Below are 16815 nucleotides of genomic sequence, written 5' to 3' on the forward strand. Positions count from 1 at the left end.
AAAACCAACTTTTAATACCTTATCTCCAAATAATTTTCTTTACCCCAATAGAAAATGCAATTATTTTTTAGGCGCAGGCATAGCGGCAGTTGCAGGAGCAGCTGTTTTAGCAGTTGTAGTTGCAGCAGGTTTAGCAGCTTTTTTTGTTGTTTTTTTAGTAGATTTTACTTCTTTTGCTGGAGCTGTTTTAGCTGGAGTAGTTTGAGCACTTACCATAACTGTTGTTCCTAATGCAAGTGTCAAGACCATTAATAATTTTTTCATGATTTTAGATTTTAAATTAATAATTCGTTTATTAATAGGTCAAAGATATTTTCTGAAAATGAAGATTAAATGAAGTTTTGGCCTTTAGAAAAAAATTAACTTTTAATTGGGTTATTGCTGATTTGGAAACAACAGAACAAAGGTAGTTCCTGCGTTTATTTCCGATGTTATCTCAATAATTATATGATGAAATTGAGCGATACTTTCAACAATAGCAAGCCCCAACCCTTGCCCTTCCTGATCTGAGCTTACTCTGGTAAATCGCTTGAAAACATTTTGCTGTTGTTTATCATTCATTCCAATACCTGAGTCTGAAATGGACAAAAAATAATTTCCATTCAAAAAACCGTCTTTAATTTCAATGCTGCCAAATGGTTTGTTGTATTTGATTGCATTAACAATTAAATTATAAAACAAAATATGCATCAACGTTTTGTTTCCTGTAAAATGAAAATGATGTTCTATTTTTTTATGGAAAGTCAGCTCTTTGTCTTCTATTCTATCTTGCAAATCGGCTATCAAATTAGTAATTATAGCGTCAAAATCAATCAACTCATTTGCTTCATATTGATTGTTTTCAATTTTTGAAACCAACAATAAATTTGCTATTATCTTTTTTAATAAGTCTAATGTACTTAGCGAGCCCACAATTTTATCTACCGCGACATCATCCAAAGATTCATTTTGAAGCAAATTCTCGAATTTATTTTTCAATAGAGCAATTGGAGTCAAGAGTTCATGGGATACATTGGCAATAAACTGTTTCTCCTTTTTAAACAATTCACTTATTCGGTCCATCATCTGATTCAAGACAGTATCCAATTCCTGAAAATCTTTCGAATGTGTTTTTATCGGAGTATGATCAAAAGCTTCGGGTTCGTTTACATGCCGAATTTTGGTATCGATAATTTTATAAAAAGGTTTTAATAAATATTCGATATAAAAAGTATCCGCGAGAAAAGTAATGACAACAATGATTATTAAAACAATGATAATAAAAAACCGAATGATAAAGGTAAGGTCATTGATTTCGCTTAAACTATTCCCAATTTCCAATAGGTAATTGGTGTTTTCATACTTAAAATAATATTGAAGAATTCTATAATCATTGCGTTCTTCTTCAATTATTCTAGGCTCTGTAATAAAAAAGGTCCCAATTATTTTACTGTTTGAAGGTACTCTAGAAAGTAAAAGAAATTCGCTATGCAATGTCGAAAAACTGGCGTATGTTTCTGAAGTGTCGTTCCGAACAATAAAATCATTGATTTCTTCCTTATCTAAATGTTCTATGAATTTTTGCTTTTTCTCAAGCAGGCTCTTATTAATATGACTGTAAACCACTTTTTCGACCAAAACGGGAAGCATTAGCCATAAGACCAAAATCAGCAACAAACGCGATAATGCATTAAAAATAGCTAATTGATGCTTGATTTTCATAATTGATTTATATTGCTTTAAAATTAAACATTTATTCGGTACCCAACGTTCCTGACAGTTTCAAACCAATCAATTTTGGTGTGCTTATCCAATTTTTTTCGAAGATTTCGAACATGTACATCGATAAAATTCGAATCAGAGTTTACCTCAAGAATGTCTCCCCAAATGTGTTCGGTCAATTGCAAACGTGTTATTACCCGATTTTTATTTAGAACTAAATATTGAAAAATATCAAATTCTTTTTTGGTTAGATTAATGGGAATTTCATCATAACTTACTTTATAATCTTGCAATTTTAAACTAAAACCGTGAACATCCAACTGATTTACCGTAAATCCGTGCATTCTCCTAATAATAGCGAATAAACGAGCGCCCAATTCGGTTAAAGCAAAAGGTTTGGTCAAATAATCATCGGCGCCAAGTTGCAAACCGTTTATTCGATCCTCCAATTCTCCTTGTGCCGTAATAATGATAACGGCTATTTTAGAGTCTGTTTTACGAATCGCTTTTAGAATATCAAATCCGCTCCCATCGGGCAATCCTAAATCAAGAAGTACAATGTCATAATCATTACTGTTAATTTCCTCCAATGTCTCTTCGCAATTTTTGGAAATTTTACAAATATAACCGCTACTTGTTAGATATTCTTTTACTTCAAAAGCCAATTCGGGATTATCTTCAACAATAAGAATTTTCATATTTGATTATAATTTAAAAATTATTCAAAGTAACAACTAATGAAAATAAGGAGTACATACTATTATTAAAATTTTAACGCTCTAAAATGCAAAAAAACCAGTAAATTTCTTCACTGGCTTCCTTAACAATTAACCCTTTTGTTTTATTGCTATTCGAAAATGATAACAAAACAAAAACATTAATTATTTTTTAGCAGTAGAACTTGTTGTTCCTGTTGCTGCAGATTTTTTTTCTGTTTTCGCTTTTTTGTTTTTTGGATGTTTTGTCATTTTTACTTCTTTTGCTGGAGCTGTTTTTACAGGCAACGTTTCTGCATTTACCATAACACTAGTACCAAATAATACTACGATTAACATTAATACTTTTTTCATGATTTCTAAAATTTTGAATTAATAATTTATTTTTATAGGTCAAATGTATAATCCAAAAATGAAGACAAAATGAAGATTTATCGTTCTCAAAAAGTTTAACTTTGGATTAACACTCTCATCTTTAAAGTCTAAATAACTAACAAATGAAGAGTTGTCGAAATGGATTTAGAAATTTCAGTAACAAATTCATTTTTAAAACTCAATTGTCTATTTTTACACACTAAATTTTTTATATGTCTGCTCAAAAACGCCTTTACCTTCTTGATGCCTATGCATTAATATTTCGTGGATATTTTGCCTTTATAAAAAACCCAAGAATCAATTCCAAAGGAATGGATACTTCCGCAATTATGGGGTTTATGAATGCCTTGATGGATGTTATAAAACGAGACAAGCCCGATCATTTGGCCGTGGCTTTTGACAAAGGTGGAAGCACCTATCGCTACGAAATGTATCAAGAATACAAAGCACATCGCGACGAAACTCCCGAAGCGATAAAAATTGCCGTTCCATATATTCAAGAATTATTGAAGGCCATGCACATTCCTATTATTGAGGTTCCTGGTTTTGAGGCAGATGACTTAATTGGAACTCTCGCTAAACAAGCCGAAAAAGAAAATTTTCAAGTTTTCATGGTAACTCCAGACAAGGACTTTGCCCAATTGGTTTCTGAAAATATTTTTATGTACAAACCCGCTCGAATGGGAAATGGCATAGAAATTTGGGGAATCCCAGAAGTATTGGAAAAATTTGAAATAACCCATCCTTTACAAGTAATTGATTATCTGGGAATGATGGGCGATGCCGCCGATAACATTCCTGGATTACCTGGTGTTGGCGAAAAAACTGCAAAGAAATTCTTGGCAGAATATGGCTCTATGGAAAATCTTTTGGCCAATACCCATCAATTAAAAGGCGCCATAAAAGACAAAATCGAAGCCAATGCCGAATTGGGAATTTTGTCTAAAAAATTAGCCACTATCCTACTCGACTGTCCGGTAACATTTAATGAGGCCGACTTCGAATTATCAAAACCCGATGTTGAAAAAACCGACGCGTTGTTTCAGGAATTGGAATTTCGTCAAATGAAAGCCCAGTTTGACAAATATTTTGGAACAGGAAAAGAATACGACGAAATTGACACCAATGGTAATGGTAATACTGTCGAAAGTGAAAAAACTGTCAAAAAAGCTCCAGCAAAAAAATCCAATGAAGACCAATTTGACTTATTTGGATTTTCGGATGAAGAAAGCAACGAAGTGCACTCCAATTCACATTATGCAACTTTAGAAAATACAGAACATTTTTACCAGAGTATTCAAGGAGATTTTGCAGTGAAATTACTTTTGCAAAACTTGATGAATCAAACTTCTGTTTGTTTTGACACCGAAACTACTGGAATTGACGCCTTAAATGCCGAATTGGTTGGTATGTCATTTTCTTTCGAAAAAGGAAAAGCCTTTTACGTACCGTTTCCAGAAAACCAAGAAGAAGCACAAATTTTGGTCGACAAATTCAAACCTTTTTTCGAAAGTGAAACCATCGAAAAAATTGGTCAAAACATCAAATACGATTTAAAAATTCTTTCGCATTACGGTGTTCAAATCAAAGGAAAATTATTCGACACGATGATTGCGCATTATTTAATCAATCCCGATATGCGTCATAATATGGACGTTTTATCGGAAACATACTTAAAATATTCGCCAAAATCAATTGAAGATTTAATTGGAAAAAAAGGCAAGAATCAAAAATCAATGCGTGAGGTGGCTTTGGAAGAAATCAAAGAATATGCCGCCGAAGATGCCGATGTTACTTTTCAATTGAAACAAAACTTCAGTCCAATTCTAGACAAAGCGGAAACCAAAAAACTATTTGACGAAATCGAAATTCCGTTAATTCCTGTTTTGGCTGCAATGGAATTGGAAGGAATCAATCTGGACGTACCTTTTTTAAAATCGATGTCAGTTGAAATGGCTGTCGAAAGCAACGCTTTGGAACAAAAAATCTATGAAACCGCTGGAGAGAAATTCAACTTAGCTTCTCCAAAACAATTAGGTGATATTCTATTTGACAAATTAAAAATTGGTGGCGCCAAACAAAAGAAGACCAAAACAGGTCAATATGCTACAGGCGAAGAAATCCTAAGTTATTTAGCTAACGATAATGAAATTGTTCGAGATATTCTCGAATGGCGTCAAATGGTAAAATTACAAAGTACTTATATTGATGCTTTACCCAATCAGGTGGACTCAAAAACAGGTCGCGTCCACACCGACTATATGCAAACGGTTGCCGCAACTGGGCGATTGAGTTCGAATAATCCCAACTTACAAAATATCCCAATTCGTACCGAAAGAGGACGATTGATTCGAAAAGCCTTTATACCACGTGACGAAAATTACACCTTAGTTTCTGCGGATTATTCGCAAATTGAACTACGAATTATTGCCGCTTTATCCGGGGAAGAAAATATGATTAAAGCTTTTCAAAACAACGAAGATATTCACAGAAGTACCGCTGCAAAAGTTTTTAATGTTCCGTTAGAAGAAGTGACAAAAGAACAACGTAGTAATGCCAAAACGGTAAATTTTGGAATTATATATGGGGTTTCGGCTTTTGGGTTGAGCAATCAGACTTCGCTTTCGCGAAAAGAAAGCGCCGAATTGATCGATGCCTATTATGCAACCTATCCTAAACTAAAATCATACATGTCAGATCAAGTTGATTTTGCGAGAGAACACGGTTATGTACAAACTGTTTTAGGAAGAAGACGCTACTTGAAAGACATTAATTCGGCAAATATGATGGTCAAAAGTGGTGCGGAACGAAATGCTGTAAATGCACCAATTCAAGGAAGTGCCGCAGATATTATCAAAATTGCCATGATTAATATTCATAAAAAACTGACTTCTGAAAACTGGAAATCGAAAATGCTATTGCAAGTTCATGATGAGCTTGTGTTTGATGTACACAATTCAGAATTGGAAAAAATACAACCGATGATTAAACACGAAATGGAAAATGCCTTCATTATGGACGTTCCATTGGATGTTGAAATTGGTTTAGGAAAAAATTGGTTGGAAGCGCATTAGAAAAGTGCTCAGTATTCAGTTTGCAGAATTCACTTAAAAAAAATTACACTAACAAAATAAAAGCCATTCAGAAATTAATGAATGGCTTTGCTGTTATTTAGTAGATTCTCTTTCTTTTAATTTTGTTTTAATAATAAGTGTTTCATACGGTTTATGCTCCTCTTTAGATTCCAGTCTGTCTATTAGCAACTTTACAGCTACTTCTCCAATCTCAATTCCGTGTTGACTTACTGTTGTCAAACTTGGGGACAATCGTCTGGAAGCAAGAATACCATCTGCAAAACCAATAATTTTAAGATCCTTTGGTATTTTGTATCCTTTCTTAGCGCCTACTTTTAAAGCTGCAACCGAATCGTTCTCATCTAATGCGAAAACACCGTCAACAAGATTATTCGAATATAAATCATTAATTTTATCAATAAGATCAATTTCTGAATCTGTTCGTATAATAATATTTTCGTTTACCTCAATATTATTATCTTTCAGTGCTTTCAAATATCCATCGGCTCTTAATTTACCGACACTCAAATTATCTACAGATGAAATCAAGGCAATATTTTTACATCCTAAATCAATTAAATGCTGAGTTGCATTGTGTCCAGAATCAAAATCATCAACAATAACTTTGTCACAATCCACTTCGTCAGATGTTCTATCAAACATAACAATTGGAGTTCCATCATTTATAATGGAGGTAAAATGACTGTAGTCGTGTAATTTTTGAGCTTCTTCAGAAATGGACAAAATAAAACCATCAATAGTTCCATTACTTAACATCTCAAGAGTATGAGCTTCTTTTTCTAAAGACTCATTAGAAATACACATAATCACATTATAACCTCTTTCATCTGCTACTTTTTCGATTCCACTAAAAACTTTGGCAAAAAAGGAGTTCAATATATTAGGAATAATAACCCCTATTGTTTTCGTTTTGCGATTTTTCAAATTTAAACCAATAACATTTGGCTTGTAGTTTTTTAATTTTGCGTATTCTTTAATTCTAATTTTTGTTTGTTCGCTAATTTCTGGACTATCATTAAGTGCCTTAGAAACAGTTGATACCGAAACATTAAGTTCTTTTGCAATTTGTTTTAATGTTGCTTTTGCTTTCATTGGAGTATGGTAATTAATGCTTAATTAATAGTCTATAAAATTAGAATTCAGTAATACATATCGTAGTTTTAATAAAAAAAACCAAAAAAAGGCATGCATTTCTTTAGATAAAAGCGAAAAGTACAAAAAAATAACAATATCAAAAAGAAAATTAAAGGAAAATATCTTAAATGTTATGATTCCCAAAGCACCTGATAATTTCGTCACTTTAAATATATATTTGATAATCAGCTAAAATCAACCAAAAAAATAATCAAATAAGGTATTTGTATTTAAAATAATTAATTGTACTTTTGCAACCCCTTTATTGGGGATGGAATGTTTAATTAAAATATTATTATTGTGAACGCATTAAGCTACAAGACAATTTCAGCAACAAAAGCCAATTCTACAAAAGAATGGATTGTTGTAGATGCTGACGGTCATAACTTAGGTCGTCTTGCTTCAAAAGTCGCTATGATTTTGAGAGGTAAGTACAAGCCAAGTTATACACCACACGTGGACTGTGGAGATAACGTAATTGTTATCAACTCAGAAAAAATTAACCTTACAGGTAACAAAATGGATGAGAAAACATACATCCGTCACACTGGTTACCCTGGAGGACAAAGAACTTTAACTGCTAAAGTATTGCAATCAAAAAACCCTGCATTACTAGTAGAGAAAGCTGTAAAAGGTATGTTACCAAAAAACAAAATTGGTGCTGAACTTTTTAGAAATTTAAATGTTGTTGTAGGATCTGAGCACAAACAAGGAGCTCAAAAACCTAGAACTGTTAACCTAAACGATCTTAAGTAATGGGAGTTATTCACAAAATCGGTAGAAGAAAGACCGCTGTTGCACGTGTTTATGTTTCTGAAGGAACAGGAGTTATCGTTGTAAACAAAAAACCATTCGCAACTTATTTCCCAACTGCTACTTTACAGTACAAAGTTTTGCAACCAATGTCTATGACAGAAAACGCATCTAACTTTGACGTAAAAGTAAACGTTTATGGAGGTGGTTCAACTGGTCAAGCAGAAGCTGTAAGAATGGCATTGGCACGCGTTATGTGTGAAGTAAATGCTGAAAACAGAGCTATCTTGAAACCAGAAGGTTTATTAACTAGAGATCCAAGAATGGTTGAACGTAAAAAATTCGGTCAGAAGAAAGCTCGTAAGAGATTCCAATTCTCTAAACGTTAATATTGCCTGTCTTGTATTATATGTACAAGACATCCTAGAATGTATTAAAAAATTTAAAACAATGTTGTTGTTGTCAAGCCGAGGCTTGAAATTAGTTTAGCATCTAAATGTATCTAGCCGATTTATCGCCATTCATACATTGCTAATCAACAGAACGTAAACTAGTACAAAAAATGTCAAACAAAGTAGAAGTAAAAGAATTACTAGAAGCAGGTGTTCATTTTGGACACATGACTAGAAAATGGGATCCAAATATGGCTCCTTACATTTATATGGAGCGTAATGGTATACACATTATCAATCTATATAAAACTGCAGCAAAAATTGAAGAAGCTAATGAAGCTTTGAAAAAAATCGCTGCATCAGGTAGAAAAATATTATTTGTTGCTACCAAAAAACAAGCAAAAGACATCGTTGCTGATAAAGCAAAAGCTGCAAACATGCCTTACATCACTGAAAGATGGCCTGGTGGAATGCTAACTAACTTCGTAACTATCCGTAAAGCTGTTAAAAAAATGGCTACTATTGACAAAATGAAGAAAGATGGTACTTTCATGACACTTTCTAAGAAAGAGCGTTTGCAAGTAGATCGTCTTCGTGCTAAACTAGAGAAAAACTTAGGTTCAATCGCAGATATGTCAAGACTTCCTGCAGCATTGTTCGTAGTAGATATCAAAGCTGAACACATCGCAATAAAAGAAGCTCAAAAATTAAACATTCCAGTTTTTGCAATGGTTGATACCAATTCTGATCCTCGTGAAGTAGAATACGTGATACCTGCAAATGATGATGCTTCTAAATCAATTGATAAAATTTTATCTTTAGTAACTGCTGCAATTATCGATGGCCTAGCAAACAGAACTTCTGATAAAGAAACTGATGCGCCAGAAGCCGCTGCAACTGCAGAAACTCCTGCTGTTGAAGTAGCCGCTGCCGAAGCTGCTCCTGCTGTTGAAGCAGAAACTCCAGCAACTGAAGAATAAATCAAATTTTAAAATTCCAATTTTAAATTCCAAATTCCATAAAAAATTAGAAACAGTATGTTGATAATTTATTAAAATTGGGATTTGGGATTTAGAGATTGGAATTTTTACTTTTATAACATTAAACACATTATATTATGGCAACAATTACTGCTGCAGACGTAAATAAATTAAGACAAACTACAGGTGCCGGAATGATGGACTGTAAAAAAGCTTTAGTTGAAGCTGAAGGAGATTTCGATAAAGCTATACAAAACCTTAGAGAAAAAGGACAAAAAGTTGCTGCTAACCGTTCTGACCGTGAGTCTTCTGAAGGAGCTGCTGTTTCTTTTATTAATGCAGACAAAACTAAAGGAGCTATCATCACTTTAAACTGCGAAACAGATTTCGTAGGTAAAAATGAGGCTTTCGTAACTTTGGCTAAAGAATTAGTAGAAAGAGCTATTAACTTCTCTTCTAAAGAAGAATTTTTAGCTTCAGATTTCAACGGAATTACTGTTGCTGAAAAATTAATCGAGCAAACCGGTGTTATCGGTGAAAAAATCGAAATCGGTGGTTTTGAAATTTTAGAAGGTGCTTTCGTTGGATCTTACGTTCACGTTAACAAAATTGCTGCATTAACTGCAATTTCTGCACCAATTGCTAATGGTGACGTTTTAACTAAAGACATCTCTATGCAAGTTGCTTCTATGGGAGCTGATACATTATCTTACAAAGATTTTGATCCAGCTTTCGTTGCTTCTGAACTTGCTGCTCGTATTGCTATAATCGAAAAAGAAAATGAAGAAGCAAAACGTTTAGGGAAAACTTTAAAAAATGTTCCTAAATACATTTCTTACTCTCAATTAACTGAAGAAGTTATCAAACAAGCTGAAGAAGATGCCAAAGCTGAATTAAAAGCTGAAGGTAAACCAGAACAAATTTGGGACAAAATTATCCCAGGAAAAATTCAACGTTTCATCTCTGACAATACTACTTTAGACCAGGAGAAAGCCTTACTAGATCAAAACTTCATCAAAGATGACAGTAAAAAAGTTAGTGATTATGTTAAAGGATTCAACGTTGAAATTACAGGTTTCAAAAGAGTTACTTTAGGATAATCTATTGATTGCAACAAACGGATTCTGTTTTAGATTTCGTTTAGACATATAAAATCCCATCTTGTTTCATTACGAGATGGGATTTTTCTTTACTAAAAATAAAGTGTTTGATTAATATTAAAACAAATAGCATATTTATCATAAGCCCTGAGCATCAAATTCTGCTTATTAGAAAAGATAAAAAAGAGAGAAAAAAAAACAAACGATTATTGCCTATAAAATGACCTACACCGCTTATTTCTATTCATCGGTAAAAACATAACAAAATAAAAAATTGGCCTATAAAAAAACAGCAGTAAACTTTTGCTTACTACTGTTTTTTCTATAAAATGCAATCATCCTAATAAAAAGACGAACATTTAAATATTATTTCTGATAATCCAACTACTTCTTGTCGTTACTTTCTATCGATATCAGTCTTTCACTATTTTTCAAATCTTCTTTTTCAACCATAGCAAACAATTTAAAAACAAGCAAAGTACCAACTATACCAAGAGTTGCCATAAATATCCAATTGGATTCATAACCCGATCTTTGAATAATTTCCATACCTGTTTTAGCACTTAAAATATGCGCAAAACTGTAACTCATAGTAAATGCAGCCATATACTTTCCTTCCTGCAATTCATATGATCGCTCCATTGCAAATGAATTAGCAAACGGAAAAGTTAACATCACTCCACATGTCATAAAAAGCATCATAGGGATTAAAACACCTTCCCAAGGGAACAATAGAAGCAGAAAACTAGTTGCCATAAACAACAAGCCTATAAAAATAACTCTATGATTATTTATTTTATTTCTCGTTACATAATTTACAATAGGAAGTTCAAAAAGCAAAATAAGAAGCCCATTTAAACTCAAAAGCAATCCACTATCAAATTCTGACATATTAAATCGCTCTTTATGATATAATGGCAAAGTGGTAAAAATCTGAAAAAACAAGATGCCTGTTATCAAACAAATTACCAAATGCAACATAAATGGTCTGTCTTTTATCACTGAAACCTTTTGTGGCACAATATCAAGTTTTTTGAACTTGACAGGTATTTTCTTATCTCTAACGAAAAACATGAAAACGATTATTGCAACAATACAAGTTAGACCGTCTACATAAAATATGTATTCGTATCCTAATTGCATAATAATCAACCCTCCCAAAACTGGTCCAAAAAGGAACCCCAAATTAACAGCGGCACGCGTTAGTGAATATGCACGAGCCCTATTTTCTTTGGTTGTGAATGTCTTTAGACATACTAACATAGCTGGTCTGAACATATCTGCAATAGTAGTCAATACAAGTATTCCTACGCAAAGTTCTTCAAAAGTCGTTGCGTAATGCAATAAAATAAACACAATACCACTAGCGAATAAACTAAAAACCATGACTTTATAAAAGCCAATCTTATCAGATAATTTACCACTAAGCCATGTGCCTATTATAGAACCGATACCAAAGAAAACCATGACCCAGCCAATTTGACTGTAACTGAATTGCAAATTTTCTTTCATGTATTTTGACAGAAAGGGAATTACCATTGTCCCTGCTCTGTTGATGAATGTAATTAAAGTAAGAATCCAAATCTCTTTTGGAAAATCTTTAAAATTGTTGAGGTATTTTTTTATCATAATTAATTTTTTTTGGGGCAAAAAATTTTTTTTATCATGGCAAAAATAGATTTTTTTTTCAATCAACCAACAATCAATTAGTTAAAAAACACAATTATTGCATAACAATCTAGCAACAAATTCATTTTTTAAAAAACTTATTCAAAAAAAACAACAAAAAAAAGGAATTAATATATTTTTAATATAGATTTGCAGTTATAAAAAACCCCAAATAATAAAAATATGAAAGAAAAAATTTACTATTTAATAATTTGCCTAATTCTTTCTTATTCTACTCAGGCACAACTCTATGGTGGAATAGAAATAGGCAGTAAAGGTATTAAAATGACAGTTCTCGAAGTCGAAAACCTTAAAAGAAATACCTACGACGTAAAGGAATTTTGGACAGAGAACGTAGGAATAGCAGCTGGTATTGGGATTGACGGTGCTTTACTAAAAGAAGACATCGACAAAGCCGGAACAGTGGTTTACAACAACTATAAAAAAATGCTTAATGAATACAAGATTGAAGACAAAAATATTTTTATTGTAGCTTCTTCTGGTGTTGGTTTGGCAAATAATACAGTTGAATTAGTTGACAAAATAAAAGAGTTAACCAATAAAAGAATAGAAATCATTTCTTCATCTCTAGAGGCAAAATTGCTTTTAAGAGGTTGTATTCCTCCTAAAAATTATTTAAGTTCTGTAATTATAGACATTGGTGGTGGAAATACTAAGGGAGGTTATGCGAAAGAAATTAATGGTTCATCCGTATTTTTTCCAATTTCAGCCGATTTAGGAACGGTTACTTTAACAGAAATTATTAATAAAAAATGCCGCCAAAAAACGATATTCGAATACAATGAAGTTTTGTTCAACTACTTACCCACAATGAGAGAGAGCTTCAAAAAAATGTATACAAGTAGAGCAGAATCTCAAGAGAAAAACAATATTTACATCTCTGGTGGTGCAGCTTGGGCTTTTTACACTCTTTTTACTGGATCCAAAGCTGAAGAAAATTTTACACAAATAAATTACGACGACATCCTTTCTATAAAAGTTATTGCAGAAAACAATTATCAAAGATTTGTAACGCAAGCCGAAAGTAATGTTGAAATGCAAAAAGTATTAAAAACCTACCAGCAAAAATCATTGATAGCCGCTTTTAATCTTTTACAAACTTCACTTGAAGTTATTCCAAATATGGAAAACAAAAAGATTTATTTTGCAAAACAAGGTCAAATTGCTTGGTTAGTAAGTTACGTATTTGACAATGCTAAAGGTGTAAAACAAATCTATTAGACCCGAAAAAAACATATATCTAAAAAAAATTAAATCCCATTCAATTACTGTTTGGGATTTTTTTATGTGTATAATTTAACAATCCCTTTTCTTAGATTCGAAAAATAGATTAAATTTGAAAAGTCATTTCAGCATTAGAACTCATTAGCCATGAAGAATTTTAAAATAATATTCTCATCCCTATTTCTTGCAACTGTAATCAGTTGTGGCAAAAATGAGCCAGAAGAAAAAGTTAGAAAAGAGACAAATGCATCACAAACCACAAATCTTGGCTCCGACAGTTTGACCAACGAAACCCAAATTATTAACGAATCGGTCAAAAAAAATCAGCCAAAGGATAGTTATATTACATCTAATCCTTCTCCAAGCACAACCAAGAATACAGAAAAAAACCACCTGGTTACAAAAGATAAGGAAACTGTCAATCCTACAACAACAGCAACAAAAAATGAAGAAATAGCCGAAGCAATTATTAATACTCCGTTGAGAAACTTATTAAACAACGCACAACTAGGTAAATCTTACACAAAAAAAGAGCTAATCGAACATTATAAATTTCCAAAAGAAGCGGTTGATCTTATAAAAAGCGTAACATATGTAGGAGAAAATAAATTGTATTTCAAATGGGGTTCTACATGGTTGGCGGAAAAAGTATCAGATGCCAAGTTCAAAAATGATACATTAGTTTTTGCTTTCAAAAAAAATAAAACCTACGTTTCTGGTGGAGCTATAGGAATTAAATACAATAAAAAAATATATACCGACCTGATTCTTAACAACGGAGCTGCCTACATTCCTTCAGTAAAAGGCTACCACTGGGATATTAATAAATAATGGAAAAAGAAATTAAAAGATGTGGTTGGTGCAATTCCAGCGAATTATATCAAAAGTACCACGACGAAGAATGGGGAGTTCCTGTTTACGAAGATACCAAACTATTTGAATTCCTTTTACTAGAAACGTTCCAAGCGGGTTTGAGTTGGATTACAATACTCAATAAAAGAGAAAACTTCAGAACAGCATTTGACGCTTTCGATTATAAAAAAATCGCTATATATTCCGAAGATAAAATTCAGGAATTAATGCAAAATCCAGGGATCATCAGAAACCAGTTAAAAATACGTTCGGCTGTTTCAAATGCAGTTGCCTTTATGAAAGTACAAGAAGAATTTGGAAGCTTTTCAAAGTATATTTGGGGTTTTACAGATGGGAAACCCATTGTCAACAATCGAAAAAACCTTGGCGAAGTTCAAGCTACCACCCCATTATCCGATGCTATCAGTAAAGATTTAAAAAAACGCGGATTCAAGTTTGTCGGTTCAACAGTTGTTTATGCACATATGCAAGCTACAGGAATGATTGATGACCATATAGCTGATTGCTGGAGAAGAAATTAACCTTTGTTTCCATTTAAAATCTCCATAAAAACAGCTCTTTCTATTTCTCTACAGCCTAAACTTTCGAGATGTCCATTATAAACCTGACAATCCAAAAGGCTATAATTTTCAATTTTAAGTTGGCCTACCAATTCAATAAAAGCAACTTTTGAAGCATTTGAAACCAATGAAAACATACTTTCTCCGCAGAAAATGTGTCCTAAATCAATGCCGTACAATCCGCCAACCAATTGATTGTTTTGCCAAACTTCAACAGATTTTGCAATTCCAAGTTCATGTAGTTTACAATAGGCCTCTATCATTTCATTGGTAATCCAAGTTTCTGTTTGCCCATCGCGTTTTACTTGTTGGCAATTGGAGATTACATCCCTGAAATTTTGATTGAAAGTAACTTTAAATATATTCCTATTGAAGATGTTTCGCATACTTTTGGAAACTATCAACTCATCTAAAAACAACACCATTCTTAGATTGGGTGACCACCAAATAATAGGTTCGCCTTCGTTGAACCAGGGAAAAATTCCGCTTCTGTAAGCGAGTTGCAAACGCTCTGGCAACAAATCACCCCCAATGGCAAGAATCCCGTCGCGATTGGCGTGGGATACTGGAGGAAAAAACAAATCTTTCGTTAAATAATACATTTTTTAATAAATCAATAGCGATGCCATCCAAAATTTCAATAAATGAGAAATTCCAAATTCCAATAAAATTTATAATTGGAATTTGGAATTTAAAAATTTGCTTTTTATTGTTTAGAATGGCAAATCGTCTGCTTCTTCTTCATTTAAGTTAGTTGCAGGTGCAAAAGTTGAAGCAGCTGGCATAGGAGGCGCTTGTTGAGTTGGAGCTTCAGCAGCTACTCTTTCAATTCTCCAACCTTGAATACTGTTGAAATATTTAGTTTCACCTTGTGGATTGACCCATTCTCTTCCTCTCAAATTGATAGAAACTTTTACAGGTTCCCCAACATTATAATTGCTTAGCAAATCACATTTGTCTTGAGTAAATTCAATCATAATGTGTTGCGGATATTGCTCATCAGTAGTAACAACCAGTTCTCTTTTTTTGAATGACGCACTTACTTGTTGCTCTGGATTAACAACTTTAATTTTTCCTATTACTTCCATCTTCTTTTTATTTATTATTGTTACTTTGAATTTATTTTTTTTGCTAAAAGTACTTTCCAAGCCGAAAGAACATCGTTAATCAGAAGATATCTTTTGGCTTCCAAGTGCTGTTTTTCTATATCATCTGCACTCAAAACTGCTTTTACAGCAAAATTTTGGTTTACAAATATACTAACTTCTTTAGTAGTAGGCAAGGCTTCAATATTACCCAACAACCCTAAATCGTTTCCATCAAAAACCGGGCTGTTTCTTATAAAATTAGGTATCGCATCAACTCCAATACCTAAAGTTGTAAGCGGCTTTGGCACTTCAAATAATCCGCGATTTGATCTGGAATACCAATTGGCTCCCAGTCTGGATACTAAATCAATTTTATACTGATCAATAGCTCCATTTTTATCTAAAACGGCTTCATTGATATGGATACGCAATACTTCACAAAGGATTAAGTTTCCGGCACCACCTTCGGTTCCCAATGGAATTATTTGGGTAACTTTGCATTCAAATTGTACTGGCGATTCCTTGACTCTATAGGGCTTTACAACATCGGAAGGAACTGGAGTAAATCCAGCCTTCACAAATTCATTGACTCCTTCGGCATATTCTGTGCTGGCCAGCGAAGTTTGTTGCACCATATCATAATTTACCACATTGATAACCACTTCCCCAGTGGCTTCGGCATTAATTAAGGTGTGTTTAATTGTATTGTTCCTTACACGTCTTGCTGGTGAAAAAATAAGAATGGGCGGATTGGCACTGAACACATTGAAAAAGCTAAAGGGAGAAAGATTAGGAATTCCATTTTTACTAATAGTACTAGCAAAAGCAATAGGCCGCGGGCCAACCGAACTTTGTAAATACCCTTGTAGTTTTACAGTGTCAATGCTTTTTGGATCAATACTAATCATAAAATTTTTATTTGGACAAAAATAGCAAAATAGCATCAGCATTTTTGATTAATTTCAAAAATATATTATGAAAACAAATACTCTAGCCCTGATAGAATTGGAAATCTTTTTATTACCCTGTCAGGGTTTTGAACCCTGACAGAGTAATAAAAAATTGAAACGTATACCAAGACACTAGTGAAGCGAACTGACGAAGTAATAAGATCCAGATAATAATGATTTTGATG

At 33.0% G+C, this 16815-nt stretch carries 17 protein-coding genes; 8 read left to right on the forward strand and 9 right to left on the reverse strand.

What is annotated here, in order from left to right:
- Positions 1 to 60: 60 nt before the first annotated feature.
- From OLM57_RS02325 to OLM57_RS02340, 4 genes are all read right to left on the reverse strand, one after another.
- A complete protein-coding gene (locus OLM57_RS02325; RefSeq protein ID WP_264565630.1) occupies positions 61 to 264 on the reverse strand; it encodes a hypothetical protein in 204 nt (67 codons plus the stop codon).
- A gap of 111 nt (positions 265 to 375) precedes the next feature.
- Positions 376 to 1701: a sensor histidine kinase gene (locus OLM57_RS02330; RefSeq protein ID WP_264565631.1), complete on the reverse strand. Its 1326-nt coding sequence runs from the start codon at positions 1699 to 1701 to the stop codon at positions 376 to 378.
- A 23-nt stretch (positions 1702 to 1724) separates the two neighbouring features.
- Positions 1725 to 2399, reverse strand: coding sequence for a response regulator transcription factor (locus tag OLM57_RS02335; protein ID WP_264565632.1), 675 nt, complete (start codon positions 2397 to 2399; stop codon positions 1725 to 1727).
- 183 nt (positions 2400 to 2582) lie between these two features.
- Positions 2583 to 2771, reverse strand: coding sequence for a hypothetical protein (locus OLM57_RS02340; protein WP_264565633.1), 189 nt, complete (start codon positions 2769 to 2771; stop codon positions 2583 to 2585).
- A gap of 233 nt (positions 2772 to 3004) precedes the next feature.
- Between OLM57_RS02340 and polA the strand changes: the two genes are divergently transcribed.
- Positions 3005 to 5866, forward strand: coding sequence for a DNA polymerase I (gene polA, locus OLM57_RS02345; protein ID WP_264565634.1), 2862 nt, complete (start codon positions 3005 to 3007; stop codon positions 5864 to 5866).
- A 93-nt stretch (positions 5867 to 5959) separates the two neighbouring features.
- On the opposite strand, the gene OLM57_RS02350 is transcribed toward polA, so the two are convergent.
- Positions 5960 to 6979: a LacI family DNA-binding transcriptional regulator gene (locus OLM57_RS02350; protein ID WP_264565635.1), complete on the reverse strand. Its 1020-nt coding sequence runs from the start codon at positions 6977 to 6979 to the stop codon at positions 5960 to 5962.
- A gap of 342 nt (positions 6980 to 7321) precedes the next feature.
- Between OLM57_RS02350 and rplM the strand changes: the two genes are divergently transcribed.
- The 4 genes from rplM to tsf all read left to right on the forward strand — a co-directional run bounded on the left by rplM (position 7322) and on the right by tsf (position 10246).
- Positions 7322 to 7777, forward strand: a complete 456-nt coding sequence (gene rplM, locus OLM57_RS02355) for a 50S ribosomal protein L13 (RefSeq protein ID WP_264565636.1) — start codon at positions 7322 to 7324, stop codon at positions 7775 to 7777.
- On the forward strand, positions 7777 to 8163 hold the full coding sequence (gene rpsI, locus OLM57_RS02360; RefSeq protein ID WP_077371473.1) for a 30S ribosomal protein S9: 387 nt from the start codon (positions 7777 to 7779) through the stop codon (positions 8161 to 8163). The genes rplM and rpsI overlap by 1 nt, the downstream gene beginning before the upstream one ends.
- Positions 8164 to 8336: 173 nt before the next feature.
- A complete protein-coding gene (gene rpsB / locus OLM57_RS02365) occupies positions 8337 to 9146 on the forward strand; it encodes a 30S ribosomal protein S2 (protein WP_264565637.1) in 810 nt (269 codons plus the stop codon).
- A gap of 137 nt (positions 9147 to 9283) precedes the next feature.
- A complete protein-coding gene (gene tsf / locus OLM57_RS02370; protein ID WP_264565638.1) occupies positions 9284 to 10246 on the forward strand; it encodes a translation elongation factor Ts in 963 nt (320 codons plus the stop codon).
- Between the two features lie 384 nt (positions 10247 to 10630).
- Here tsf and OLM57_RS02375 read toward each other — a convergent pair whose 3' ends face one another.
- Positions 10631 to 11875, reverse strand: a complete 1245-nt coding sequence (locus OLM57_RS02375) for an MFS transporter (RefSeq protein WP_264565639.1) — start codon at positions 11873 to 11875, stop codon at positions 10631 to 10633.
- Between the two features lie 222 nt (positions 11876 to 12097).
- Here OLM57_RS02375 and OLM57_RS02380 point away from each other — a divergent pair, with 222 nt between their 5' ends.
- From OLM57_RS02380 to OLM57_RS02390, 3 genes are all read left to right on the forward strand, one after another.
- Positions 12098 to 13156 carry an exopolyphosphatase gene (locus OLM57_RS02380; RefSeq protein WP_264565640.1) on the forward strand — a complete coding sequence of 353 codons (1059 nt, stop codon included), beginning with the start codon at positions 12098 to 12100 and terminating at the stop codon, positions 13154 to 13156.
- A gap of 150 nt (positions 13157 to 13306) precedes the next feature.
- Positions 13307 to 13990 carry a hypothetical protein gene (locus OLM57_RS02385; RefSeq protein ID WP_264565641.1) on the forward strand — a complete coding sequence of 228 codons (684 nt, stop codon included), beginning with the start codon at positions 13307 to 13309 and terminating at the stop codon, positions 13988 to 13990.
- Positions 13990 to 14553, forward strand: a complete 564-nt coding sequence (locus tag OLM57_RS02390) for a DNA-3-methyladenine glycosylase I (protein ID WP_264565642.1) — start codon at positions 13990 to 13992, stop codon at positions 14551 to 14553. The genes OLM57_RS02385 and OLM57_RS02390 overlap by 1 nt, the downstream gene beginning before the upstream one ends.
- On the opposite strand, the gene aat is transcribed toward OLM57_RS02390, so the two are convergent.
- The 3 genes from aat to OLM57_RS02405 form a co-directional block, all read right to left on the reverse strand.
- Positions 14550 to 15194, reverse strand: a complete 645-nt coding sequence (gene aat / locus OLM57_RS02395; RefSeq protein ID WP_264565643.1) for a leucyl/phenylalanyl-tRNA--protein transferase — start codon at positions 15192 to 15194, stop codon at positions 14550 to 14552. The two genes, OLM57_RS02390 and aat, sit on opposite strands and share 4 nt — an antisense overlap.
- Before the next feature lie 111 nt (positions 15195 to 15305).
- Positions 15306 to 15680 (reverse strand): DUF3127 domain-containing protein, encoded by a 375-nt coding sequence (locus OLM57_RS02400; protein ID WP_264565644.1) that lies wholly within the window; start codon positions 15678 to 15680, stop codon positions 15306 to 15308.
- 20 nt (positions 15681 to 15700) lie between these two features.
- The gene (locus tag OLM57_RS02405; RefSeq protein WP_264565645.1) at positions 15701 to 16588 is read right to left on the reverse strand and encodes a flavin reductase family protein; all 888 of its coding nucleotides are present in this window, start codon (positions 16586 to 16588) and stop codon (positions 15701 to 15703) included.
- Between the last annotated feature and the right edge of the window lie 227 nt (positions 16589 to 16815).

The sequence above is a fragment of the Flavobacterium sp. N3904 genome, assembly GCF_025947305.1.
Classification (GTDB): domain Bacteria; phylum Bacteroidota; class Bacteroidia; order Flavobacteriales; family Flavobacteriaceae; genus Flavobacterium.